The sequence below is a fragment of the Halomonas sp. AOP7-E1-9 genome (genome assembly GCF_052376035.1).
GTDB classification, from domain to species: Bacteria; Pseudomonadota; Gammaproteobacteria; order Pseudomonadales; family Halomonadaceae; genus Vreelandella; species Vreelandella citrativorans.
In genome coordinates this window covers 15,586-40,804 of sequence record NZ_JBQSVC010000017.1, presented here as the reverse complement: position 1 = coordinate 40,804, position 25,219 = coordinate 15,586, and the positions used below count along the sequence as shown (strand labels likewise).

General features: G+C 52.1%; 26 protein-coding genes. 23 read left to right on the top strand and 3 right to left on the bottom strand.

Annotated elements, in window-relative coordinates; translation table 11 throughout:
- Positions 1-173: 173 nt before the first annotated feature.
- Entirely contained in the window at positions 174-1,763 is a 1,590-nt protein-coding gene (locus tag ACT3R4_RS11015; protein WP_172116592.1) for a peptide chain release factor 3, read from the top strand.
- Positions 1,764-1,843: 80 nt separating this feature from the next.
- The gene (locus tag ACT3R4_RS11010) at positions 1,844-2,623 is read left to right on the top strand and encodes a TatD family hydrolase (RefSeq protein ID WP_441679048.1); all 780 of its coding nucleotides are present in this window, start codon (positions 1,844-1,846) and stop codon (positions 2,621-2,623) included.
- A gap of 49 nt (positions 2,624-2,672) precedes the next feature.
- On the opposite strand, the gene ygfZ is transcribed toward ACT3R4_RS11010, so the two are convergent.
- A complete protein-coding gene (gene ygfZ, locus ACT3R4_RS11005) occupies positions 2,673-3,653 on the bottom strand; it encodes a CAF17-like 4Fe-4S cluster assembly/insertion protein YgfZ (RefSeq protein WP_172116593.1) in 981 nt (326 codons plus the stop codon).
- Between the two features lie 156 nt (positions 3,654-3,809).
- On the opposite strand from ygfZ, the gene ACT3R4_RS11000 reads away from it, so the two are divergent.
- The 6 genes from ACT3R4_RS11000 (at position 3,810) to ACT3R4_RS10975 (ending at position 10,684) form a co-directional block, all read left to right on the top strand.
- Complete coding sequence (locus ACT3R4_RS11000) at positions 3,810-4,007, top strand: hypothetical protein (RefSeq protein ID WP_087105479.1); 198 nt, start codon at positions 3,810-3,812, stop codon at positions 4,005-4,007.
- Entirely contained in the window at positions 4,007-4,414 is a 408-nt protein-coding gene (locus tag ACT3R4_RS10995) for an OsmC family protein (protein ID WP_192526950.1), read from the top strand. The genes ACT3R4_RS11000 and ACT3R4_RS10995 overlap by 1 nt, the downstream gene beginning before the upstream one ends.
- Before the next feature lie 20 nt (positions 4,415-4,434).
- Entirely contained in the window at positions 4,435-6,459 is a 2,025-nt protein-coding gene (uvrB, locus tag ACT3R4_RS10990; protein WP_441679043.1) for an excinuclease ABC subunit UvrB, read from the top strand.
- A 238-nt stretch (positions 6,460-6,697) separates the two neighbouring features.
- The gene (locus ACT3R4_RS10985; protein ID WP_441679044.1) at positions 6,698-8,203 is read left to right on the top strand and encodes a fumarate hydratase; all 1,506 of its coding nucleotides are present in this window, start codon (positions 6,698-6,700) and stop codon (positions 8,201-8,203) included.
- A gap of 120 nt (positions 8,204-8,323) precedes the next feature.
- Positions 8,324-9,742: a cardiolipin synthase gene (gene cls, locus ACT3R4_RS10980; RefSeq protein ID WP_193053534.1), complete on the top strand. Its 1,419-nt coding sequence runs from the start codon at positions 8,324-8,326 to the stop codon at positions 9,740-9,742.
- Positions 9,743-9,766: 24 nt separating this feature from the next.
- Positions 9,767-10,684 (top strand): LysR substrate-binding domain-containing protein, encoded by a 918-nt coding sequence (locus ACT3R4_RS10975; protein ID WP_087105473.1) that lies wholly within the window; start codon positions 9,767-9,769, stop codon positions 10,682-10,684.
- A 4-nt stretch (positions 10,685-10,688) separates the two neighbouring features.
- Here the strand turns inward: ACT3R4_RS10975 and ACT3R4_RS10970 are convergent, their stop codons facing one another.
- A complete protein-coding gene (locus tag ACT3R4_RS10970; RefSeq protein WP_193056387.1) occupies positions 10,689-11,786 on the bottom strand; it encodes a bifunctional nicotinamide-nucleotide adenylyltransferase/Nudix hydroxylase in 1,098 nt (365 codons plus the stop codon).
- Between the two features lie 155 nt (positions 11,787-11,941).
- Between ACT3R4_RS10970 and ACT3R4_RS10965 the strand changes: the two genes are divergently transcribed.
- A complete protein-coding gene (locus ACT3R4_RS10965) occupies positions 11,942-12,880 on the top strand; it encodes a YihY/virulence factor BrkB family protein (protein WP_172116599.1) in 939 nt (312 codons plus the stop codon).
- Positions 12,880-13,155, top strand: a complete 276-nt coding sequence (locus ACT3R4_RS10960; protein ID WP_193056388.1) for an acylphosphatase — start codon at positions 12,880-12,882, stop codon at positions 13,153-13,155. Before ACT3R4_RS10965 ends, ACT3R4_RS10960 begins: the two co-directional genes overlap by 1 nt.
- 19 nt (positions 13,156-13,174) lie before the next feature.
- Here the strand turns inward: ACT3R4_RS10960 and ACT3R4_RS10955 are convergent, their stop codons facing one another.
- Positions 13,175-14,116, bottom strand: a complete 942-nt coding sequence (locus tag ACT3R4_RS10955) for a D-2-hydroxyacid dehydrogenase (protein ID WP_193053537.1) — start codon at positions 14,114-14,116, stop codon at positions 13,175-13,177.
- Positions 14,117-14,300: 184 nt separating this feature from the next.
- On the opposite strand from ACT3R4_RS10955, the gene ACT3R4_RS10950 reads away from it, so the two are divergent.
- The 13 genes from ACT3R4_RS10950 (at position 14,301) to ACT3R4_RS10890 (ending at position 25,167) form a co-directional block, all read left to right on the top strand.
- Positions 14,301-14,579 carry an FmdB family zinc ribbon protein gene (locus ACT3R4_RS10950; protein WP_193056389.1) on the top strand — a complete coding sequence of 93 codons (279 nt, stop codon included), beginning with the start codon at positions 14,301-14,303 and terminating at the stop codon, positions 14,577-14,579.
- Between the two features lie 66 nt (positions 14,580-14,645).
- Positions 14,646-16,427: an aspartate--tRNA ligase gene (aspS, locus tag ACT3R4_RS10945; RefSeq protein WP_193056390.1), complete on the top strand. Its 1,782-nt coding sequence runs from the start codon at positions 14,646-14,648 to the stop codon at positions 16,425-16,427.
- A gap of 129 nt (positions 16,428-16,556) precedes the next feature.
- On the top strand, positions 16,557-17,108 hold the full coding sequence (gene ruvC / locus ACT3R4_RS10940; RefSeq protein WP_193056391.1) for a crossover junction endodeoxyribonuclease RuvC: 552 nt from the start codon (positions 16,557-16,559) through the stop codon (positions 17,106-17,108).
- 68 nt (positions 17,109-17,176) lie between these two features.
- Entirely contained in the window at positions 17,177-17,782 is a 606-nt protein-coding gene (gene ruvA / locus ACT3R4_RS10935) for a Holliday junction branch migration protein RuvA (RefSeq protein ID WP_193056392.1), read from the top strand.
- Positions 17,783-17,846: 64 nt separating this feature from the next.
- On the top strand, positions 17,847-18,884 hold the full coding sequence (gene ruvB / locus ACT3R4_RS10930; protein ID WP_172116606.1) for a Holliday junction branch migration DNA helicase RuvB: 1,038 nt from the start codon (positions 17,847-17,849) through the stop codon (positions 18,882-18,884).
- Entirely contained in the window at positions 18,881-19,291 is a 411-nt protein-coding gene (gene ybgC, locus ACT3R4_RS10925; RefSeq protein WP_172116607.1) for a tol-pal system-associated acyl-CoA thioesterase, read from the top strand. The genes ruvB and ybgC overlap by 4 nt, the downstream gene beginning before the upstream one ends.
- A 103-nt stretch (positions 19,292-19,394) precedes the next feature.
- Positions 19,395-20,090, top strand: a complete 696-nt coding sequence (tolQ, locus tag ACT3R4_RS10920; RefSeq protein ID WP_172116608.1) for a protein TolQ — start codon at positions 19,395-19,397, stop codon at positions 20,088-20,090.
- A gap of 11 nt (positions 20,091-20,101) precedes the next feature.
- Positions 20,102-20,536 carry a protein TolR gene (tolR, locus tag ACT3R4_RS10915; RefSeq protein ID WP_193053541.1) on the top strand — a complete coding sequence of 145 codons (435 nt, stop codon included), beginning with the start codon at positions 20,102-20,104 and terminating at the stop codon, positions 20,534-20,536.
- A complete protein-coding gene (tolA, locus tag ACT3R4_RS10910) occupies positions 20,529-21,653 on the top strand; it encodes a cell envelope integrity protein TolA (RefSeq protein WP_441679045.1) in 1,125 nt (374 codons plus the stop codon). The genes tolR and tolA overlap by 8 nt, the downstream gene beginning before the upstream one ends.
- On the top strand, positions 21,653-22,945 hold the full coding sequence (gene tolB / locus ACT3R4_RS10905; RefSeq protein WP_193056394.1) for a Tol-Pal system beta propeller repeat protein TolB: 1,293 nt from the start codon (positions 21,653-21,655) through the stop codon (positions 22,943-22,945). Before tolA ends, tolB begins: the two co-directional genes overlap by 1 nt.
- Positions 22,946-22,984: 39 nt before the next feature.
- On the top strand, positions 22,985-23,530 hold the full coding sequence (pal, locus tag ACT3R4_RS10900; RefSeq protein ID WP_172116612.1) for a peptidoglycan-associated lipoprotein Pal: 546 nt from the start codon (positions 22,985-22,987) through the stop codon (positions 23,528-23,530).
- 47 nt (positions 23,531-23,577) lie between these two features.
- A complete protein-coding gene (gene ybgF, locus ACT3R4_RS10895) occupies positions 23,578-24,372 on the top strand; it encodes a tol-pal system protein YbgF (protein WP_172116613.1) in 795 nt (264 codons plus the stop codon).
- Between the two features lie 33 nt (positions 24,373-24,405).
- Positions 24,406-25,167, top strand: a complete 762-nt coding sequence (locus tag ACT3R4_RS10890; protein ID WP_193056395.1) for a YciK family oxidoreductase — start codon at positions 24,406-24,408, stop codon at positions 25,165-25,167.
- The last annotated feature ends 52 nt before the right edge of the window (positions 25,168-25,219 follow it).

Sequence of the window (25,219 nt, the reverse complement as noted above, 5' to 3'; positions counted from 1 at the left end):
GTAGCCCTTAAAATGTCCCAGCATCCATCATGTGTCTTCCCCCAAGGGTTTCAAGGCGCAGGTTTCAATGAACATGGCACCAAAACGGTCATAACGTTACAATCTCGCCCCATTCTGAATCACTCAGCCAGAGTCGCGTTACGTTGCTGAGTACTAATTTCTGTAGAGGCAAGATGAAAGACACTCAGTTAGCCCAGGAAGCGGATCTGCGCCGCACATTCGCTATCATTTCGCACCCTGATGCGGGTAAAACAACCATCACCGAAAAAATGCTGCTGTTTGGGAATGCTATTCAGCTGGCAGGCTCGGTGAAAAGCAAGCGTAATGACCGACACGCGACGTCTGACTGGATGAAGATGGAGCAGGAGCGGGGAATCTCGGTGACGACCTCCGTTATGCAGTTCCCCTATGGCGGTCGTGTTGTGAACTTGCTGGATACGCCAGGGCACGAAGACTTCTCGGAAGATACCTACCGAACGCTGACCGCCGTTGACTCCGCTTTGATGGTGATTGATGGCGCCAAGGGTGTCGAAGATCGGACCATCAAATTGATGGAAGTGTGTCGTTTACGTGCCACGCCCATCTTGACTTTTATTAACAAAATGGACCGTGATATCCGTGACCCTATTGAGGTGATGGACGAAGTCGAGACGGTTTTAAATATTCAGTGCGCGCCCATGACATGGCCTGTTGGTATGGGGCGTCATTTCAAGGGTGTCTACCACCTTTACAATGATGTTATCCATCTGTATACCCAGGGTCAGGGCAGCCATATTCCGGAAGACAAGCGCATCGAGGGCTTAGATAGCCCTGAGGTTGATGCCGTTCTGGGCGAAGAGCAGGCCGAAGAGCTGCGTATGGAAGTCGAGCTGGTGCGGGGCGCTTCGCACACGTTTGATCTTGAGGCTTATCGGCGAGGTGAGCTTACGCCCGTCTACTTCGGTACTGCGATGGGGAACTTTGGTGTACGCGAGATGCTGGACGGCTTCGTCGAGTATGCGCCTGCCCCTCAGCCGCATAAAACTGACCTGCGTGAAGTAACCGCTCACGACGAGCGTTTCACCGGGTTTGTATTTAAGATCCAGGCCAATATGGATCCTAATCATCGGGACCGTATCGCTTTTTTACGTGTTTGCTCCGGCAAATATGAGAAAAACATGAAGATGCGCCATGTGCGTATTGGCAAGGATGTCAAAATTGCCGATGCGTTGACGTTTATGGCATCTGATCGTTCCCATGTAGAAGAAGCCTGGCCGGGTGACATCATTGGCTTGCATAACCATGGCACGATCCAAATCGGCGATACCTTTACCGTTGGCGAGGATATGCGTTTTACCGGTATTCCTCACTTCGCGCCCGAGCTCTTCAAGCGAGTCCGCCTGAAAGACCCGCTGAAAATGAAAGCGCTTCAGAAGGGCTTGCAGCAGCTGTCCGAAGAGGGCGCTACTCAGGTCTTCATGCCTATGGATAACAACGATCTAATCCTGGGGGCGGTGGGCACCTTGCAGTTTGACGTGGTCGCCCATCGGCTAAAGGAAGAGTACAAGGTCGATTGTCTGTATGAGGGGGTCAACGTACAAACGGCCCGTTGGGTATATTGCGACGATGCCAAAATGCTCGAAGAGTTTAAGCGTAAAGCCAGTACGAATTTGGCTATTGATGGAGGCGGTTACTTAACCTACATCGCACCTACTCGGGTTAATTTACAAATGACCCAGGAGCGCTGGCCCGAGATTCGCTTCCAGCCCACACGAGAGCATTAAGTTAGCTACTCTTTAAGATAAGCAAAGGTTGGCAAGCCCAGGGAGGGGCTTGCGTGATATATCAACAGGGAGGCCCGGCAGTGCTTATCGATGCCCATTGTCATCTGGACTTTAGCGCGTTTGATCAGGACCGCGATGCTGTTTTTGCAGCAGCACACACGGCCGGTGTCTCTCATTTCATTGTGCCTGGCACTACTCGGAAGCGTTGGCAACAGGTGCTGGCGCTAGGCGAGCGCAGTGATGTTAGCGTGTGCTTGGGCCTCCACCCCTATTTTATGGAACAGCACCAGCGCGATGAGGATATCCTTGCGCTGGAGCAGGCGCTGTATTCAAATCCACAGGTGGCAGCGGTTGGGGAGTGCGGTATTGATGCACGCTTTACAGATTCCTGGGAGCCGCAGTGGCGCCTTTTCGATGATCAGCTGCGCTTGGCCAAGCAGTACAAGCTTCCTGTCGTGGTTCACTGTGTGCAGGCCAATGACAAGGTCAGTAAACGACTGCGCCAGTTAGTGCTTCCCCAAGCGGGGCTGATTCACGCCTTCTCTGGCTCTATAGAGCAAGCCCAAAAGTTTTTAGACGGAGGCTTTGTACTGGGGCTTGGGGGCGCTGTTACCTATGAGCGTGCTCAGCGGCTGCGGCGAACGGTAGCGGCACTGCCCAATGATGGCTTTGTACTGGAAACAGATAGCCCTGACATGCCCCTTAGCGGTCATCAGGGTGAGCGTAACGAACCCCAATGTGTTGCTCGCGTGTGTCGCGTCGTGGCCACGCTGCGCAACCAAACAGAAGAAGAGGTGGCGGCACATAGCAGTGCCAATGCCGCCCGATTGTTTAACCTTAAGGCTTTTCAGGATTCTTAAACGAGTGAGCTTAGCCCTTGTAAGCCTAGTCCTTTTAAACCTGACCCTTTTAAACCTGGCCCTTTAACGTGGCCACCAGTTGTTCAGGGTCAAGCCGTTCAATAGCGTAGGGTAGCGGCAGTAGGGTGATTGCGTTGCCTTCCCAGTAAAGCGGTATCGCTTCTTCTGTCGCCTTGGTATTCATCACTGCCAGTAGCTCCACACTATCATTATCGCGCCTTACGCTTGCAACGACCTCGCCCATGGCTTTATCCAGCTCGGTTTTTATGCTGGCGCCTGTCTCGGGTAGCGTTGTCGATGTAAGTTCAGCGTGAACCAAGCGTTTTTTAACTTGTCCACGAAAGTGTGCTCGGGCTACCACTTCCTGTCCTGTGTAGCAGCCCTTTTTAAAGCTAATGCCCCCTAGTGCTTCCCAGTTCAGCATTTGAGGCAGAAATTGATCCTGCTGAGCCTCTGAGAGCCAGGCAATTCCGCTGCGAATGTCGGCAAGTTGCCAGGCAGCCTGCTGGGCTTCGTCGTCCACCACCTGTTGAGAGGATGCCTCTGTCGTTGTCTCAGTCGTGCAAAACAGCCAGCGAGGCATTTTCCCGGCCACGCGTACAACGCTTGATTGTTCATTAACGCTTTGTGCGTATGGTTGTTCAGGAAGGGTTAATCCCAGTGACTCAGCTAAGGTGTCTGCTGCTTTGCTGGCGCCAATAAACGTGATGTTTGTGTTATGGATCAATTCAGCCCGATAAAACGCGGCAAATTTTTTTAAATGGGCCGCCAGCGAGTCGGCAAGAGAGACACTAAGGATAAGTCTAAAGTGTTCAGCGTTAAGGCGCAGCAGCTGACCATTGGCGAGCATTCTTCCTTTGGGTGTGCAAAAACACGTAAGAGGGGCAAACTCGCCATCCGCTAAACTTACCTGAGCGCTTGTTTGGCCCTGCAGGAATTTTTCAGCATCTGCCCCTGTTACATCCAGCGCTGCCAAGTGATGAAGGCGCACATTGTCGGTGATCGCAGTAGAGGGGATAACCGTTGCCATATAGACTCCTGATGAGTAGCTGATCGCTGAAAGTAGGATTAGGACACCGCGCTTCTCAACCTGTGGGCGAATGATGCTAATTGCAAGGTGTAAGAGCGTGCTAGAATCTTTCTGTTGTATCAGTTTTGCATAAGGTTAAGTGAGGAGGGTAGCGTAATGGCACAGCAATCGTTAACGTTTCAAGGCGTAAAAAACGCTGATCAAGTCAACAAGATTACCACGGCGTTGATGATGTTGGAGGGGGTTGATAGTGCAGAGGTAGGTCGCCACGGCGCAGATGTGGATGGCCGTGTTAAACGTGAGGCACTGATCAACGCTGTAGAGAAGCTCAAACTGGGAGTGAAAGTATCCTGATGCATCCGCCTATTACGGTAATCAGCCAGCGTAACCATGTATTTCGCCAGCGTATTGAGGTCGATAGCCTGGAGGCCCTGTATGCCGATGTTCCCACTCTGGTCGGAGGCGAAGGCAGTGCGCCCGACCCACATGACTATTTCGATATTTCTCTGGGAACGTGTAAGGCCATTACGGTGCAGATGTATGCCAAGCGCAAGAAGTGGCCGCTTACCGCGATTACTGTCACGGTGCAGCGGGACGACAGTGAGGAGGCGCATGGAACTTATAAATTGAATGTAGCGTTAACACTGCATGGGATCAGCGACCCGGAACAGCGGGCACGCCTGGAAGAGATCAGCCATCGCTGCCCCATCCAGCGCCTGATGACGCAGGCAACTGTCGATATCACTACGCACGTTATTTAACTTTTCATTCAGGAGCAATGATGAGCAAAGAGTTTCGGTTACAGTCGAAATTTAGGCCTGCCGGTGACCAGCCAAATGCGATAAAAGACTTGGTAAGTGGCCTGGAGTCAGGACTTGCCCATCAAACGCTGCTGGGTGTAACCGGGTCGGGCAAAACATTCACCATGGCGAATGTGGTTGAGCAGCTTCAGCGCCCGACCATTGTGATGGCACCTAACAAAACCCTCGCGGCTCAGCTTTATGGAGAGTTTAAGTCCTTCTTTCCGGATAATGCTGTCGAGTACTTTGTTTCGTATTATGACTACTATCAGCCCGAAGCCTACGTACCATCATCGGATACGTTTATCGAAAAAGATGCCTCTATCAATGACCATATTGAGCAGATGCGTCTCTCGGCAACCAAGGCGTTGCTTGAACGTCGTGATGCGCTCATCGTTGTTTCCGTTTCTGCTATTTACGGGTTGGGTGACCCCGACCAGTATTTAAAAATGCGTCTGCACTTTACCCGCGGCGAGTTGATTGATCAGCGTGCCTTTTTGCGTCGTTTGGCGGAGCTTCAATACACCCGTAATGACATGGACTTCCGCCGAGGTACGTACCGCGTGCGCGGGGATGTTATTGATATTTTTCCTGCTGATTCTGATGAAGATGCGGTAAGGGTTGGGCTGTTTGATAACGAAATTGACTCTATTCGAATTTTTGATCCGCTAACCGGGGACATACGGGGCCAGGTCCCGCGTATGACAATTTACCCCAAGTCCCACTATGTGACGCCACGTGAAACCATTTTAGGCGCGATTGACTCAATAAAAAATGAGTTAAAAGAGCGCCTTGAATGGATGCGCAAGCATGAACGCTTGGTAGAAGCGCAGCGCCTTGAACAGCGTACGCTTTACGATATCGAGATGATGCTGGAGCTGGGTTACTGCAACGGTATTGAGAACTACTCACGCTACTTATCCGGGCGTGCGCCTGGCGAGCCGCCGCCCACGTTTTTTGACTACCTGCCTGACGACGCGCTGCTGTTTATTGATGAGTCTCACGTCAGCGTGCCTCAGGTGGGCGGTATGTATAAGGGTGACCGTTCACGTAAAGAGACGTTGGTAGAGTATGGTTTCCGCTTGCCTTCGGCGTTGGATAACCGTCCCATGAAATTCGAAGAGTGGGAATCCATTGTTCCTCAAGCTATTTTTGTTTCGGCGACGCCAGGCAAATATGAAGCCGAACATGCGGGCCAAGTCGTTGAACAGGTTGTGCGTCCTACGGGGCTGCTGGATCCTGAAATTGAAGTGCGCCCGGCCAGCACTCAGGTGGACGATCTGCTTTCCGAGATCGGCTTGCGTACTGCCGCCGGTGAGCGCGTACTGGTGACAACGCTAACCAAGCGTATGGCTGAAGATTTAACAGAATACTTTGATGAACATGGGGTGCGTGTTCGCTATTTGCACTCCGATATCGATACCGTCGAGCGGGTGGAAATTATTCGTGATCTGCGCTTGGGCAAGTTTGATGTGTTGGTAGGTATTAACCTGCTGCGCGAGGGGTTGGATATTCCAGAAGTTTCGTTGGTGGCGATTCTAGATGCTGACAAGGAAGGCTTCCTGCGTGCAGAGCGCTCGCTAATTCAGACCATTGGACGCGCGGCACGTAACGCTCACGGTAAAGCCATTTTGTACGGTGATCGTATTACCGACTCCATGCGCAAAGCGATTGATGAGACAGAGCGTCGTCGGGCCAAACAGCAAGCGCACAATGAAAAGCATGGTATTACGCCAACCACCGTGACGCGCTCCGTGGCAGATATTCTGGAAGCTGCGCAAACCCCCGGCAAAAAGAGCAGCCGCAAGCGTGGGTTCGAGCGTAAGGTGGCAGAAGGTGCCGGTGATTACGATATCGCCAGCATGGGGGCGCATGATTTGTTAGCCGCTATCAGCAAGCTGGAAGACGCAATGTTTGAGGCAGCGCAGAATCTGGAGTTTGAAGAAGCAGCGCGCCTGCGCGATCAACTGCATCAAATGAAAGAAAAACAGCTGGCGCTAGGATAGAGATATGCCAGAAGGCCCCGAAATCCGCCGGGCAGCCAAGCGCATAATAAAAAATTTATACCGTTATCTTGTTCCGGTTGTCAAAACATCACTATCAAACTCATTCAATGGTAAATAAGAAATCGTAGAAGCTGCCGCTTGGGGATCAATACGGTATACTGCTTGCACGCTTAAACGGCTATTTCCACCTTCGTTAAAGTAGCCGTAGACAAGACGAAAACCAAGGAGCTGTTACTCCATGACCGTGATTCGCCAGGACGACGTGATACAAAGCGTTGCCGATGCTCTGCAGTATATCTCTTACTATCATCCTAAAGATTTTATTGATGCCATGGATGCAGCATATAAACGGGAACAAAACCCGGCTGCAAAGGATGCTATCGCGCAGATTTTGATTAACTCAAGAATGTGCGCTACTGGCCATCGGCCTATCTGCCAGGACACGGGTATTGTTACCGTCTTCGTTCATGTAGGCATGAACGTTACCTGGGACGCGGATATGAGCCTGGACGACATGGTCAACGAAGGTGTTCGCCGCGCTTACCAGTTGCCCGATAACGTGCTGCGTGCATCCGTGCTGGCAGACCCGGACGGGAAGCGCCAAAACACCAAAGATAATACGCCGGCTATTATCCACCACAAGCTGGTGCCTGGTGACAAGGTCGACATTCACGTTGCGGCAAAAGGCGGCGGTAGTGAAGCGAAATCCAAGTTCGCGATGCTCAATCCCTCTGACAGCGTTGTCGATTGGGTCATGGAACAGCTTCCCAAAATGGGGGCAGGGTGGTGCCCGCCGGGCATGTTGGGTATTGGGATTGGCGGTACGGCTGAAAAAGCGATGCAAATCGCAAAAGAAGCACTGCTTGACCCTATTGATATTCAGGACCTGCAAGCACGTGGCCCGAGCAACCGCGCTGAAGAACTACGGTTAGAGCTTTTTGATAAGGTCAATAAAAGTGGTATTGGCGCTCAGGGTCTCGGCGGCCTTACCACGGTGTTGGATATAAAAGTAAAAGATTACCCGACCCACGCAGCGAATAAGCCGGTTGCGATCATTCCTAACTGTGCGGCAACTCGCCATGCGCATTTCACGCTGGATGGCTCAGGCCCTGCAGCGCTTGACCCGCCGAAGCTGGAAGACTGGCCAGAAATTACCCGTGAAATGGGTGATAACGTGAAGCGCGTTAATCTGGATACCGTAACACCTGAAGAAGTTAAAACCTGGCAGCCCGGTGATACGCTGTTACTGAATGGCAAACTACTGACCGGTCGAGATGCTGCTCATAAGCGCATGGTGGATATGCTGGCGAAAGGCGAGCCACTGCCTGTTGATATGAAAGGCCGGTTTATCTATTACGTTGGCCCAGTTGATCCGGTACGTGACGAAGTGGTGGGGCCAGCAGGGCCCACAACGGCGACGCGGATGGATAAATTCACGCGCACCATGCTCGAAGAAACCGGGCTTTTGGGTATGGTCGGTAAAGCGGAACGTGGTCAAGTAGCCATAGATGCAATCCGCGATAACGAGGCTGTCTACTTGATGGCGGTAGGTGGCTCGGCTTACCTGGTCGCTCAGGCAATTAAAAAATCCCGGGTCGTCGGTTTTGAGAACCTGGGGATGGAAGCCATCTATGAGTTTGAAGTAGAAGATATGCCGGTCACCGTAGCGGTTGATAGCCAAGGCACTTCGGTTCATCAAACCGGACCGGCCAAATGGAAGGAGATTATTGCTCAAACGGCATAAGGCGGTCTGTGCTGTGGAGTGATTAAATTACAGAAGCCCCGTTCATACGGGGCTTCTGTGCATTGAGAACCATAGCGATACCCTGTTTGAAATATCCATACGTTTAATGGAGATGTAGGTATGGTCTCTTGGCTGCTAGGGACAAGCATTATGCTGATACACCTGTTAGGGGTGATGTCGGCGATCATGGCGCTAATGTCTAGCCGGACATCACAAGGTGCCGTCGCGTGGATTATCTCTCTTCTTACCTTTCCTTATATCGCCTTACCGGCCTATTGGTTCTTTGGTCGACCGCGTTTTTATGGATACGTAATGGCCCGTGGGGAGCGCGATAGCGTGTTAAGGCGTGTGCTTGCTCGCTACCAGGAAAGCTCCTTACCTTATTTAGTCCCGTTTTCTAATTCTGATACACAAGCAGTAGAGCAGTTGGCCATGATGCCTCTCACTCGGGGCAATAGCGCTGAGTTGCTTATTGATGGTGACGCCACGTTCAATAGCTTGTTTAACGGTATTGATGAAGCAGAGCACTATTTACTGCTGCAGTTTTTTATTGTGCGAGATGATGCGCTGGGTCGCCGTCTTCAACAGCACTTGCTGGGTGCGGTACGCCGTGGGGTACGCGTGTATTTTCTTTACGATGAAATTGGTAGTCGCAAACTCAATGAGGGCTATCTTCGGGAACTGGCCGCAGAAGGCGTAGAAGTCAGCCCGTTTCGCTCCTCAAGAGGCTTTAAACATCGCTTTCAGCTCAATTTTCGTAACCATCGCAAGGTAGCTGTTATCGATGGTAAGCGGGGTTGGTTAGGAGGCTTTAATGTGGGGGTTGAATATCTGGGCCAGGACCCTCGCCATGGGCCTTGGCGTGACACGCACCTGGTACTGGAAGGCCCCAGCGTATTGGGGCTACAAGAAGCTTTTTGGGAAGATTGGCACTGGGCAACGGGGGAGGTCACCAGCTTGAATTGGCAGGCGGAAAGCCACCCTAATATTGACCAGAATGTTGTTATTGTCCCTTCAGGCCCCGCGGACAAACAGGACACTGCCAGCCTGTTGATTCAGCAATTGATTCATAGTGCAACGCATCGGCTATGGGTCACCAGCCCCTATTTTGTACCCGACCAAGGCGTTCAGGATGCGCTACGCTTGGCCGCCATGCGGGGAATTGACGTACGAGTGATGATTCCCGAGCGGCCAGACCATCTGCTGGTATTTCTCTCGGCCTTTGCTTTTTTGGCCGATATGTTAAAAGCAGGCGTTAAAATATACCGTTATCAACCTGGGTTTCTGCACCAAAAAGTAATTCTGATTGATAATGATGCCGCCACCGTAGGTACGGTAAACTTGGATAATCGTTCATTTCGCTTAAATTTTGAAATTACAGCGTATATTCCTGACACCATATTTGCCGCCGAAGTGCACACCATGTTGGTGAAAGACTTTAATGATTGTCGGCGTATCACAATTGATGAAATTCAACAGCGTCCATTATGGAAAAAAGTAGTATCACGGGCGGCGTATTTAATGTCGCCTGTCCAATAGCAATAATCGGCAAAGGAGTGTTGGGTGAATCTTGAAACAAAATGGCTAGAAGATTTTGTCGCACTTGCGAATACACGCAGCTTTTCAGCGTCTGCCCGCCAGCGTCATGTTACTCAACCTGCTTTTAGCCGCCGCATTCGAGCACTGGAACAAGCCATTGGCGTAACCCTTGTTGACCGCTCAACAACTCCCGTAGGGCTTACGTCAGAAGGGCAGTTGTTTCTGGTGACGGCGCGAAACCTCGTTGAACAGCTTAACGAGTCATTAAGTCATTTGCGTGGCTTGTCGATTGCCAATGAAGCACTTGATATTGTGGCCGCTCACTCATTGGCATTAAGCTTTTTCCCCCCTTGGATTTCACGCCTTCAGAAAGGCCTTGGAGAGCTGCCAACGCGTTTGGTCGCCATGAATGTAGGCGAAGCGATCCACGTGCTGCGTGAAGGTAATTGCGATCTCATGCTGGCCTATTATGACCCCTTTGCCACTATGCAGTTGGATGCCGAGGTTTTCCCGTCCTTCTCGATAGGCAAGGTCAATATGCTGCCCGTCTCGCTACCCGACGAGACGGGGAAGCCCTGTTTTTCGCTGCAGCAAGAGGCCTCAATTCCCTACCTGGCTTATACCCAGGGCGCTTTTTTAGGGCGTAGTGTGCGAATGTTGTTAAAAAATGACCCTTTGCGTATGAAATTACGTACGGTTTATGAAACCGCCATGGCAGAAGGATTAAAAGGCATGGTGCTTCAAGGTATTGGAGCGGCATGGATCCCTGATTTTTGTATTCGTGAAGAGCTCAAAAGTGGGCGCTTGGTCAGAGCCGGTGATGAAAGTTGGGACATACCGCTCGAAATTCGCCTTTATCGCTGCTCGTTGGTACACAAACCAGGCGTTGAGAAGCTTTGGCGTCAAATGATGAAGCTGCCACGTGATTTTTTACAAGCGTAATGGGTTAAGTTGACGTGCTGAAGTCAGCAGGCAGGCCAAGAAAGTTTTGAATAATAAAAAAATGATCTTCGAATAGGCTGTCTGGCTCTAAATCAGCCAGTGCCACCCACCGTGCATGATCACCGCCTTTAACGGGTTTTAAACGTGGCAGCTGTTGGTCTGGGCGTAGTGCAAAGTAGAAAGCTTCCGCTAGCGTGCGTCCTCGCCAGCTTCGGTGCGGCTCATCAAAAAGGCGCTGCCCACGTAATGATCCTTTTAGAACGGGTTCTGGTACTTTCAAGCGCAGCCGTTCCCTGAGCTCCCGCAAGCACGCATCCAGCAGTCGCTCATGAGGGTTAATGAATCCGCCAGGCAGCGCAAACAACCCTTTACCGGGTGCTGAATTACGGCGCACCAGAAGTACATGCCCGGATTGCACAACCACCGCATTCACGGTAACAAAAATAGGTGGGTAGGGAGCATGTGACCAGGCTTGATGGTACTGGTCCAGTAGTCGTTGCTCTTCCAGTAATTGTTGATAGGCGCTTTCGCGACAAAATTCGCTAACGCGACTGACCACGCCGGGCGGCAGGTCATGATAAGCCCCCGTGCTCAAATAATCGTCTGAAGCGCTTGGCGATCGAAATAGTCGTTCACGAATCTGGCTGGCTGAAATGCCTTCAATCAGCGGAACGCTGACGGATTCCCACTGCGGAAACAGAGACAAGTAGTAGCTTGACTGGCCACGGCTTGCACCAATCAAACCAATGCGTGGTAAACGAATATTAGCCGGTGCGGCCAAGTCTCGTACCTTTCGCTGTACATCTCTTACCCAAACATCATCGTTATACAGAGCATCCAGCAGCGGCGTGATTTCTAACCGCTGGTTATCAGCGTCATCAAACCCGGAACGAATCATTGCCTGGCGTTCATCAAAGCGCCATGGGTTTCTCAGCGAGCGCGCCTGCCATGCAGAGCCTACCAGTACAATGACCTGACGTGCCTGATTAAGCGCTTCACGGATAACGGCCAAGTGGCCTAAGTGAGGAGGCTGAAAACGCCCAATAAATACCAAACAATCAAAGGTGTAATCAGGCGTAGAGCATGTTGCATCAAGGGCCATGGTGCTTCCTTTAACATTTGGTCAAATAACAGCGTCATTATGAAGAGAGCGGTTCAGCGGTGCAATCTGGCGAAGGCTACGTACTGCACCCGTATTGGGTATGCTGCTAAGCTATTGCACATAAAGGTATCCATCAATGACGCAAGGGACTGAATATGACTAAAGACACCCTCACTTTTTGGTGGAAGGTGGTTCAGGATGCAACGAAGCTATGGTTAGAGCGTCATGCGTTTAGCTTCGCGGGCTCATTAGCGTTTTATACGCTTTTTTCATTAGCCCCTACTGTCATTATTGCCGTTGCGGTTATCGGTATTGTCTTTGGTGAAAACGCTGCTCAGGGGCAAATCGTGGCCCAGTTGCAGGACTCACTGGGTACCGATGTGGCCTCCGCGATTGAAGAGGCCGTTATCCACTCTCGGTTCGAAGAGTCTGGTGTATTGCCTTCTGTGTTAGGCGTTTGTGCTCTGTTAGTCGGTGCAACAACCGTCTTTGCGCAAATGCAGCTTTCACTGAACACCATATGGGGAGTGATCGCCAAGCCGGCCAGTAACAGCTTGTTTGTATTTATAAAAACGCGCTTTTTATCGTTAATGGTTGTCTTTCTCATTGGTTTTATTCTATTAATTTCGTTGGTATTAAGTATTGCTTTGCGAAGCATCCTGCAAATGGCAGGTGATCTTGTCCCGCTCGCGGGCTATACCACGACACTATTGGACTCTCTTGTGTCACTTGGCGTCGTTACCTTGCTATTTGCTGCTATTTTCAAAGTGTTGCCCGATGTAGTGCTACGTTGGCAGGATGTCCTAACCGGGGCTGTTGTCACGGCCGTACTGTTTACTATCGGCCGCACCGTAATTGCGATTTATCTCACCTATACCGCAACGGCATCGACATACGGCGCTGCCGGGTCGGTGGTGATGGTATTGCTCTGGGTGTATTACTCGTCACTTATTTTATTGTTTGGTGCCGCCTTTACACGCTCGCTTTTACTGCGTCGAGGCAGAAAGCTTATTCCGCGAAACAGTGCCGTTCAGGTTAGGCAGGAAGTCTTGGAAACAGAGGCGTTTACGCCCAGGATAGCAGGAGACGAATAGTGTCAGCGTGTTGCATAAAAGCCTTGGTCACCGGAAAAGTGCAGGGCGTAGGGTATCGCCGCGCCGTTCAAAAGCAGGCGTTACCGGCGGGAGTAACCGGTCATGCCAAAAATCTGGCGGATGGTCGGGTTGAGGTGCTTATGTGTGGCGAGTGCCATCATGTAAATATGCTGGTGGAGTGGCTTTGGCAAGGCCCTGCTAATGCGCAGGTAACCCATGTTGAATATGAGGCATTAGCCCAATGCCACGCTCCTGATGCTTTCACGACGCATTAGGCTAATATTTATTTTAGGCTTACCTGGTGTGCTTCCAATGAGCAATATTATCCGCCGTTAGGGCGATAATATTCTGGCGCGCTTCTGGCGTTACCCATGCATTGTGCGGGGTGACAATCAGATTGAGTGGTTCATCCAGCGCTGCCAATAGTGGATGCCCCTCCCTCGGTGGCTCTACAGGAAGCACGTCTACGGCTAACCCGCCGATACGCCCTTGGCGTAATGCCTCAAGCGCCGCTACTTCATCAATAATGCCACCGCGAGCGCAATTTACGAGCAGAAGGGACGGTTTAGCCTTGGCCAAGCGCTCTTGGTTAATAAGGTGCTGCGTATCAGCATTAAGCGGGCAGTGTAGGCTGATAATATCGGCTTCAGGCAGCACGTCATCGAGAGAAGGGCGTGCGTCGTTAGCTTCATGACCGGGGCGTGCCGTAAAGGTCACCTGAAGGCCAAAGGCCTCCGCCAAGCGCGCCACTTCCGTTCCCAGTTCGCCCTGGCCCACCATCACCAGCCGCTTGCCCGCTAACTGTAGCGTTACGTGGTCCTGGAGGCAGAAAAAGTCGCTTTGCTGCCAAACACCTTTGGCGACTTCCTGTTGGTATAGAGGTAGCCGGTTTGCCAGGTTAAGTATCAGCATTAATGTGTGCTGCGACACGCTTGCCGTGCCGTATGCCGCGACATTCTTAACGCTGATATTAAGTGCTTTTGCTGCCTCAAGGTCGATATTATTTAGACCAGTAGCCATGACACAAATCAGGCGAAGCGAAGGCAGCTGTTTTAACGTTTCCGCATCCAGTACCACCTTGTTTACTAATGCGATGTCAGCATTTGCCAAGCGCTCTTTAGCTTGTTGCGTTGTACTTTGATCGAAGACATCCAGTTGAGTAACCGCACCGCGAATAGCGCTTAAATCTATTTGAGGCCCAAGACTTTTCGCATCCAACATGACCGCATGAGGCATTTTATTCTCTCCAGTTGCTGCCAGGGCTTGTTAACCTTGCTCGGCAGGGGGCACAAAAGGGTATAATATTGACGCTTTATCAACCGCAGCCTTGGATTTTATATCGACAGGCTACATATTCGCAGCTGACTGCGTTTATATTCGACAATATTCTGTCGTCGTTGAGCTTTCAGGAATTATCAACATGCCTATCTATGAATATGAGTGCAAGGCCTGCGGCCATCGCATGGAAAAATTACAGAAAATCAGCGCAGATCCGTTAAAAGAGTGCCCTGCGTGCAATCGTAATGACTTGGCGCGGCTTGTATCCGCGGCAGGGTTCCGCCTGGCGGGCGGTGGTTGGTATGAAACCGATTTTAAAACGGGAAGTAAAAAGAACTTGGTCGCTGATGCAAAAAGCACAACGGCTAACACCAGTGCTAAAAGCGATACTACTTCCACGTCAAAAGACTCTGCAGTTTGACTGTAGCGGTCGGGGCCTGGTTGGCCCAAGACACCTTATTTGCCACGAAACAGAACAGGATTTGACATGCGCAGCCATTATTGCGGCCAGCTAAACGAGACATTGGTAGATCAAACGGTCACCGTTTGCGGATGGGTACACCGTCGTCGCGACCACGGCGGGGTAATTTTCCTCGATATGCGTGACCGTGATGGCATCGCTCAGTTTGTGGTAGATCCGGATACTGCTGATGCATTTGCCAATGCCGATCGTGCGCGCGGTGAGTATGTTCTGCGTATTACCGGCCGCGTTAGGCTGCGCCCAGAAGGTACCCAAAACCCCAATATGCCCACCGGCATGATTGAGGTGCTAGCCAAAGACGTTGAAGTGTTGAACACCGCGGCCACACCGCCGTTCCAGCTTGATGAGCATGGTAAGGTGGGTGAAGAAGTTCGCCTGAAGCACCGCTATATTGATCTGCGTCGCCCTGACATGATCGAAAAACTGCGTCTGCGCTCGCGCATTTCGCATAACGTCCGTGCGTTCCTGGAGAATCAGGGCTTTCTGGATATCGAAACGCCGATCCTAACGCGCGCGACGCCCGAAGGTGCCCGAGATTACCTGGTACCTAGCCGTACGCATGCGGGTAACTTCTTTGCACTGCCTCAGTCGCCACAGCTCTTTAAACAGCTGCTGATGGTGGCGGGCTTTGATCGTTACTATCAAATTGCCAAGTGCTTCCGTGACGAAGACCTGCGCGCCGACCGTCAGCCTGAGTTTACTCAGATTGATATCGAAGCGTCGTTTGTCGAAGAAAACGATATCATGAGCATCACTGAAGACATGATTCGTCAGCTCTTCCAGGAAGTGCTGAGCGTTGAACTGTCAGAATTTCCGCGCATGACCTGGCAAGAAGCTATGGACCGTTTTGGTTCAGACAAGCCGGATCTGCGTATTCCGCTTGAACTGACCGACGTTGACGACCTGATGAAACAGGTCGATTTCAAGGTTTTCTCTGGCCCCGCCAGTGCCGATGATGGCCGAGTAGCCGCGCTTAAAGTACCGGGCGGTGCCAAGCTCTCGCGTAAGGAAATCGACGAATATACCAAGTTCGTGGGTATCTATGGCGCGAAAGGGTTGGCCTGGATCAAGGTCAATGAGCGTGCCAAAGGACTTGAAGGGCTTCAGTCGCCTATCGTCAAGTTCATGGAAAACATCGTTGAAGAGCTGCTTGATCGTCTTGGCGCAGAAGATGGCGATATCATCTTCTTCGGTGCTGACAAAACGCGCATCGTTAACGAAGCCATTGGCGCGCTGCGCGTTAAGCTGGGTGCTGATCTTGATCTGTACACCCAAGCGTGGGCACCGCTGTGGGTGGTCGACTTCCCGATGTTCGAGGCGGATGACAATGGTCGCTTAAGCCCGTTGCACCACCCGTTCACCGCGCCGTCCTGCTCGCCGGAGGAGCTCAAGGCTGATCCGGCAAAAGCGCTTTCACGCGCCTATGATATGGTGCTCAACGGTACCGAGCTGGGTGGCGGCTCTATCCGTATCCATAATCAAGACATGCAAAGCACGGTGTTTGAGATTCTGGGTATTGGCGAGGAAGAAGCCCAAGAGAAGTTTGGCTTCCTGCTGGACGCACTTCAGTACGGTGCACCGCCTCATGGTGGTTTGGCCTTCGGCCTGGACCGCTTGGTGATGTTAATGGTCGGTGCCAACACCATTCGTGAAGTTATTGCCTTCCCGAAAACGCAAAGCGCCGCTTGCTTAATGACGGATGCACCTGGTGAGGTTAGCCCAGACCAGTTGAAAGACCTTAATATCCGCTTGCGTCAAAAAGCCAAGCCTGAAGCAGCCAGCGAGTAAGCCTGGCGCTATTTGATGTAACGGCTATGAGTTGCACAATGGCTAAAAACACCGACGCCCCGGCGTCGGTGTTTTTGTATCAGTGCTTTTTGTGGTGTGGAATTTGTAACCTTGAGCGGATAAACGTTAATGGATAAAGCAGGCGCTGCGTTACCCGTGCGTATATTAGGCATCGACCCTGGGTCTCGAATTACTGGCTATGGTGTTATTGATCTTGTCGGTGTTAAACCCGGCTATGTTGCTAGCGGCTGCATTCGCACCTCAGAAGGGCCGCTGGAGCAGCGTTTGGCGCAAATATACGCAGGACTAAGCGAAGTAGTGGGTTTGTACAAACCCACAGATACTGCGATAGAGCGCGTTTTTATGGCTAAAAACGTCGATTCAGCGCTAAAGCTGGGGCAAGCGCGTGGTGCTGCGTTGGTATGTATGGCAAACCACGGGCTAAGCGTCGCCGAATATGCCGCACGGCGTATCAAGGAAGCAGTAACCGGGCAGGGAGGCGCAGATAAAGAACAGGTTCAGCACATGGTGACCGCGCTTTTAACGCTGTCTGCCACACCTCAAGCGGACGCGGCAGACGCCTTGGCCATCGCATTAACCCACGCTTATACCAACAATGCAGTTTCCAGTACGCCTCGTGGGCGCGGGCGGCGCGCCTCTACAGGGCGCTGGCGACTTTAACGACCACTGGTCACTTGTACAGAGTAGCATTATAGTAACCGTCTGTTTTTACTATCGCGAGCGTATTTATGATTGGACGTCTAAGTGGCTATTTGCTGGAAAAACAACCGCCCTGGATCGTTATTGACGTTCATGGCGTGGGTTATGAGCTTGAGACTTCAATGAATACGCTTGTCTCGCTTCCTGCATTAGGCGAAAGCACATCTCTGTATACACATTTAACCATTCGTGATGATGCCCACCTGCTGTACGGGTTTGCGCGACAGCACGAACGCGCTCTTTTTCGGGCGCTGATTAAAGTCAACGGTGTAGGTCCCAAGCTAGCGTTGGCGATCTTGTCAGGAATGGATGAAGACGCCTTCATGCGCTGTGTTCGTGATGATGACAGTAAGGCGTTAACCAAGCTGCCTGGTGTTGGCAAGAAAACCGCCGAACGACTTATTATCGAAATGCGTGACCGTTTTCCTGAATGGGAGCAAGGTGCTGACGCGCCGCTTGCCCTGGAAGGCGCCAATGGGCAACCGAGCCGTAATAACCTGGCCGATGCCGAGTCCGGGCTCGTTAGTCTGGGCTACAAGCTAGCCGAAGCCAGTAAAATGCTCTCAGACCTTGACCCACAACAATCGGCAGAGGCCTTGATCAAGGCAGCGTTAACACGGCGAATGAGCGGTTGATTGCGGTCGCCGTTTTGCCGTCACCCAGTGCAAGCAGATCGCCAGATATTCAAAAAGAGCATCTATGTTAGAACATGATCGGTTGATAGCGGCTGAACCAGAACAGGGAGAAGGGCGGATTGATTATGCCATTCGCCCCAAGCGGCTGGATGATTACATCGGCCAGCCACGGGTTCGCGAGCAGCTTGAGATATTTATTGGCGCAGCCCGATTACGCGAAGAGAGCCTTGACCATACCCTTGTATTTGGCCCACCAGGGCTAGGTAAAACCACCCTGGCCAACATCATTGCAACGGAAATGGGCGTAGGGCTTAAGTCAACGTCTGGTCCCGTATTGGAGCGTGCAGGCGACTTGGCTGCCATGCTGACCAACCTTGAGCCAGGCGATGTCTTGTTTATCGATGAGATCCATCGGTTATCGCCCGCCGTTGAAGAAGTCCTTTATCCCGCCATGGAAGACTTTCAGCTGGATATCATGATTGGTGAAGGACCCGCTGCACGATCCATCAAGCTGGACTTGCCGCGTTTTACGCTGGTGGGGGCGACGACCCGCGCAGGTCTTTTAACAGCACCGCTACGTGATCGGTTCGGGATCGTTCAGCGGCTTGAGTTTTATAATCTCGAAGAACTCACTGAAATTGTGACCCGTTCAGCTCGCCTGTTGGGTGTAAAAACCAACCATGAAGGCGCGGTTGAGGTTGCCCGGCGCTCCCGAGGGACGCCACGTATTGCCAATCGCTTGCTGCGCCGAGTGCGTGACTACGCAGAAATTAAAGGGGATGGCACCGTAGACGTGGCATTGGCGGATGCGGCGCTTAATATGCTCAATGTGGATCACTATGGTCTGGACCACATGGACCGGCGGCTGCTGCTCGCGATGATCGATAAGTTCGAAGGCGGCCCGGTAGGCGTCGACTCTCTCTCGGCCGCCATTGGAGAGGAGCGCACAACGATAGAAGATGTCATTGAGCCGTATCTTATTCAACAAGGGTTGATGATGCGCACGCCGCGCGGACGTACCGTTACGCGTCAGGCATGGCGGCACTTTAACCGCGTTCCCAACGAGCACTCGGTTGATATGGAAGGGGAGCGTCGCCCATGAGTACTTCGTTTTCAATGCCTCTACGTGTTTATATGGAAGATACTGACGCTGGCGGCATTGTCTACTACGTTAACTACTTGAAGTTTATGGAGCGAGCGCGCAGTGAGTGGCTGCGCGAGCAAGGACTCAACCAGCAAACGTTACTAGACGAAGGCACGCAGCTAGTGGTATATCGCTTAGCTTGTCACTATGCGAAACCGGCTCGCCTGGACGAAGCGCTTGAGATAACCGCACGCGTCATTGATATAGGGCGATGCCGAGTAACGTTTGAGCAGTTTGTAATGCGCGGTGAGGAACTCCTATGCAGCGCGACAGTCGAGATAGCGTGCTTGAGCGCTGAACGGATGCGGCCCAAAGCCTGGCCCGCTTTTTTTCAGTCCCAGCTACAAACGTTAGCGATTTCTTAATATTCGATTTCTTAACAGTCGATTTCTTAACACTGCGGTTTCGTAATTTAGAGACCACTACTTGTCGGGCTTGACCGGCAATCATTGATTGATGAGGGCACCTGTGAACGATAACACCATGTCCATCCCGCACCTGATTATGAATGCCAGCACGGTTGTACAGCTGGTAATGCTACTCCTGGTGGTGGGGTCAGTCCTCTCTTGGGTGGTGATTTTTCAGCGCAGTATTGCGCTGCGCCGCGCCAAGCGGGAATACGACCAATTCGAAGAGTCGTTTTGGTCAGGTGTCGACTTAAACGAACTTTACCGAGAAATACCAGCTGATGACCCGCGCCATGGCGCCGAACATATCTTTCAGTCTGGGTTTCGTGAATTCAACCGACTAATGCCAAAAACTCACAATGCCGACACCGTGCTTGAAGGTGTGCAGCGCAGCATGCGCGTTGCCTGGTCACGCGAAGAAGACCGTCTGACTCAACACCTGGTGTTTTTGGCAACGGTTGCCTCTGCCAGCCCCTATATCGGCTTGTTTGGTACCGTCTGGGGCATCATGGGCTCTTTCCAGTCCCTTTCAATGACCCAACAAGCGACACTGGCAACCGTAGCACCCTGGATCGCCGAGGCACTCATTGCGACCGCTATGGGGCTTTTCGCGGCTATTCCCGCTGTTATCTTCTATAACCGCTTATCTAACAGTGCGTCTCGCTTACTCGGTAAATATGAAGACTTTGCCGAAGAGTTTCACGCTATCTTGCATCGTAATTTGCAAGGCCGTGATGGCAAGCCTAGCGCCAGTTAAGGGAGTTAGCCATGCAAGGTCCGTTCAATCGCAGCGGCAAAAGTAAGCCGATGGGGGAGATTAACGTTGTCCCCTTTATCGACGTTATGTTGGTACTGCTGGTCATTTTTATGATTACCGCTCCGATGCTAACGCAAGGCGTTCAGGTGGATTTGCCTCAGGTGTCATCCGAACCGATCGATACTCAGGACAGTGACCCGATCATTATTTCGGTGGATCGTGAAGGCGGATATTTTATTACGCTGGGTGAGGATTCAACCGCCGTTTCGCTTGAGCAAATATCAGAACGCGTTTCGGCCATATTGCAACGTCGCCCGGGCACGCCCGTCATGGTGCGTGGCGACCGAGGCGTACAGTATGGACAAATTGTTCTACTCATGAGCACGCTCCAGCGCTCGGGCGTTGAAAACGTAGGACTGCTTTCAGAGCCGCCGCAAGATGAGTAAGGGCAAGCCGCAAGTAACCGTTGCTGCGCCGCATGACCCGCAAGACGTTGGCTACACATTGCCAATCATCCTCGCGGTCGCTGTGCATTTGGCTATTATTGTTTTTAGCCTTATTAATTGGCCCAGTTCAACCCCGGAACCTGACTCTTCATCCATTGTTCAGGCCACGTTTGTGAGTACCGAGACGTTCACAGATCAGGCCCAGCAGGTAACTGAACAGCAGGCGGCAATGAACAGCTCAACTGAACCTGTTCCTGAGCCGGAAGTGAGTGAGCCTGAGGTAGCTGAGCCAGAGCCGGATAACCAAGAGGCCGAGCAGCAGGCTGCCGCTGAAGCTGAAGCGCAGGAACAAGCTTTGGAAGAAGCCCAAGCCGCAGCAGAAGCCGAAGCGCAACGCCGCGCTGAGGAAGCCGAACGACTAGCGCAAGAACAGGCGGCGCAAGCTCAAGCCCGTGAGGCAGAAGCCCAAGCTGCGGCGGAAGCAGAAGCCCAGGCAGCGGCCGAAGCAGAAGCTCAGGCAGCAGCCGAAGCAGAAGCTCAGGCAGCGGCTGAAGCAGAAGCTCAGGCAGAAGCCGAAGCAGAAGCCGAAGCAGAAGCTCAGGCAGCAGCTGAAGCAGAAGCCCAGGCAGCGGCCGAAGCAGAAGCTCAGGCAGCAGCCGAAGCAGAAGCTCAGGCAGAAGCCGAAGCAGAGCGTCAACGTGAAGCTGAAGAGCAGCGTGCTCGTGAAGAAGCTGAACGCCAAGCTGCTGCCGCAGCGGAAGCCGCCATGCAGCGCCAGTTAGAAGGTGAGGCGGAAGCAGCAGCCAATGCACAGCAAGCGCAGCAGGCCGCCAATAGCTTTATCAATATTGTGCGTCGCGCGGTTGAACAGGCGTGGTTGATCCCACCTGGAGCAAGCGACTCATTGAGTGCTACGCTACAAATACGTTTAGGCCCTTCGGGCGAGCTGCTTGCAACGTCAATTGCTACATCTAGTGGCGACAGTGCATTTGATCGGTCTGCCATGCAAGCCGTTGAACATGCTGCACCGTTTGGTGAATTAAGAGATTTACCTGCGGAACAGCAGCGGAACTTACGTCAATTTAATCTGCGATTTACCCCGGGGGATGTTCGCTGATGCAAAAACTAAGGAAAGTGTGGTTATTTTGCGTACTACTGCTAGTAAGTGGTTTCGCAGCTGCGAATGCAAACTTGACCATCGAAATTACACGGGGCAGCGACCAGGCATTACCCATTGGGGTGGTGCCTTTCGCAGGCAATCAGGGCATGTCGGAAGATGTTGCTCAAATCATTCAGGATGATCTTGAGCGTAGTGGTCTATTTTCACCGCTAGAGCGTAGTGCCATGTTTGACCAACCAAACCAAGCGGATGATGTTGAGTTTGGGACCTGGCGGTTATTGGACGTGCGTTATCTGGTCGTTGGGCGTGCCGAGCAAACGGACAACGGCTATCAGCTACAGTTTGACCTGATGGATGTCAGTGGCCAGCGCCGGATGATTGGCGAAACCGTCATAGCGAATGCCGATGATCTGCGTGGTGCGGCACACTACATCAGCGACCAGATATTTGAGGCGATTACTGATATACGCGGTGCTTTCTCAACCAGCATTGCTTACGTAACGGCCCAAGGGGTTGGCGATAATATGCAGTTCGGTCTCTATATAGCCGATGCTGATGGTCGCAATAGCCAGCAGGTATTAACGTCTGATCAACCGATTATGTCGCCCACTTGGTCGCCGGACGGACGCAAGCTTGCTTATGTTTCCTTTGAAACGGAGCGCCCAGCGATTTATATCCAGGATATCGCCACCGGTCAGCGTGTCATGGCAACATCCTTTGACGGTATCAATGGTGCACCTACGTGGTCCCCCGATGGTCGCCGTATCGCTATGTCGTTATCCAAGGATGGGCAGCCTGAAATCTATATCATGGATATCGCTAACCGCTCGGTAGAACGCGTTACCAACAGCAATAGCATTGACACTGAGCCCGCTTGGTCACCGGATGGTCGTAGCCTGCTGTTCACCTCTGATCGTAGCGGCGGCCCTCAGATTTACCAGCTTTCGTTAGGTAGCGGCGAGACAAACCGCGTGACATTTACCGGCAATTATAATGCCCGCGCGCGCTACTCTCCGGACGGCGATCAGATCTTTTTAATCCACCGTTCCAGCCGAGGATACCAGGTCGCACGCCAGGATTTGGATGGAGGGCGGCTGGTCGTAATAAGCGATTCGATAAGAGATGAATCTCCTAGTGTTGCGCCGAACGGGACCATGGTAATCTTCGCTAACCAAGAGGGTAACAATGGGGTGCTAAGTGCCGTTTCTGCCGACGGGCGATCGTCATTCCGGCTTCCTGCTGCTCAAGGCGAAGTACGTGACCCCGCATGGTCACCGTTTTTAAACTAATGATCTATCGTGTTATTTTTTCAGGCAAGGAGTCTGATTATGCAACTTAAGCCGTTGGCTCGCTCATTGGCCGTAGCGTTATCTATCGTAGCGATTGCTGGTTGCTCCAGCACCGGCGGAACCCAGGATGGGGATTCTTACGGAAGCCAGAATGGCAGCAGCACGGGCGCTGGCACTTCTGGTGCGGGTACCGGTGGTCAATATGGCTCTACTACCGGCTCAGGTACAGGCGCTGGTCAACAAGCTGACTCTCGCATTCCTGAGGTACGCACGATTTACTTCGATTATGACCGCGATGCTATCAAGAGCGAGTATGAATCTGCGGTAATGGCTCATGTACGCTACCTGCGCGCTAATCCGAGTGCCCAGGTTGTGTTACAGGGACATACCGATGAGCGTGGTACCCGGGAGTACAACATGGCACTGGGCGAGCGTCGCGCACGCGCTGTTCAGCGTTTCATGAATATCCAAGGCGTTTCTCCTTCACAAATGACTGTTGTAAGCTATGGCGAAGAGCGTCCGGCAGTAAATGGTCATAACGAAAATGCTTATGCCCAAAACCGTCGCGTTGTATTTAATTACTGATATTGACGGCGTGTAAACGGCACGCCGACTTTGTCTACGGAGTCGTCATGAATCACAGTCTCAAACGCTGTTTTGAGAGGCTGTGCGGTGCGGGAGCCTTAGTGCTCCCGCTGTCCGTATTGCCCCTTGCAGCTATTGCCCAGCAGCCGCTGGTCCAGGATCTTTCTTCCGGTAATTCCAGCGGATTTTATCAGCAGACTCAGCGTCAGGAAGCATCCGGTGGCAACCTTGTGCTGTTCAACCAGGTGGAAGCGCACACGCAGGAAATCCAACAGTTGCGTGGCCAAATTGAAGAGTTGCGCCATCAGCTTGAACAATTGCGTCGCCAATCGCAGCAGCAGTATCTGGACATCGAAGACCGCCTAATGAGCAGTGGATCTACGCCCATAGAGCAGTCTACGCCACAGGTTGAACCTGAGGCCGCTCAAGAAGTTATCAGTGCACCCTCAGCACGTAACGTGAGTGATGATGCCCAGGCGGACTATCAGGCTGCCTTTGCCCATGTTCAGGCACGCCAATTTGAAGAGGCAATTCAAGCGTTTGATGAATTCGTCACTGCTCATCCTGATACCAGCTTGACCTCTAATGGCTATTACTGGTTAGGTGAATTGTATGCCGCTGAAGGCCAGCTTGATAATGCCGATGCGGCCTTTAGCCGGGTTATTACCGACTTTGATAGCAGCAGTAAAGTGCCCGATGCCCTTTATAAACTTGGTTTGGTTAAAGCACGTCAAGGCGATGCAGAGCGCAGCCGTGAGCTGCTAGAGCAAGTGCGTGACGACTATCCGCAAAGTAGTGCGGCTGGGCTTGCCAATGATTTTCTTCGCCAGTCGGCTGGGTAATATCACGTTAAATGTTTGTTTGCAGGAAGTATCATGAGTTGCAAAATCGACTATCAAGCATCGCCGCAATTGCTTGAAAACCGTGTCGTATTGGTCACTGGAGCCGGCGATGGGATTGGTCGTGCGGCAGCGTTGCAGTATGCGCAACACGGTGCGACCGTTATCTTGCTAGGCCGTACTATCGAAAAGCTGGAGCGGATCTACGACGAAATTGAGGCGTTAGGTGGGCCACAGCCCGCTATTTTTCCGCTTAATTTTGAAGGCGCAACGCTTAGTGACTTCGATGATATGGCCAAAACGCTCGATAAAGAGTTTGGTCGTTTGGATGGGCTTTTGCATAATGCTGGATTGCTTGGCCGGATTACTCCCTTCGAGCAGTACGATGCTGAACTATGGGAGCAGGTCATGCAGGTGAATATCAATGGCCCAGTATGGATGACTCAAGCGTTATTACCGTTGCTTAAACAATCAGACGACGCCTCAATTATTTTCACCTCATCCAGTGTGGGACGAAAAGGACGCGCGTATTGGGGGGCCTACTCGGTTTCCAAATTTGCCACCGAAGGGTTTGTTGAAGTGCTGGCCGACGAGCTTGAGCATCAAGCCAATATCCGGGTGAATACCCTTAACCCGGGAGCTACCCGCACTCAAATGCGCCGAAGCGCCTACCCTGGTGAAGACCCTGCCACACTTCGAACGCCCAATGACATTATGCCGACCTATTTATGGCTAATGGGCCCCGATAGTACCGGTGTTAGCGGCCAAAAGTTTGATGCGCAACCGCCGCGTGTTTGATTCTTAATTCTACCGTTAGGGCTTGAATGCAGCGCCTTTAAAAAAGAGCCTT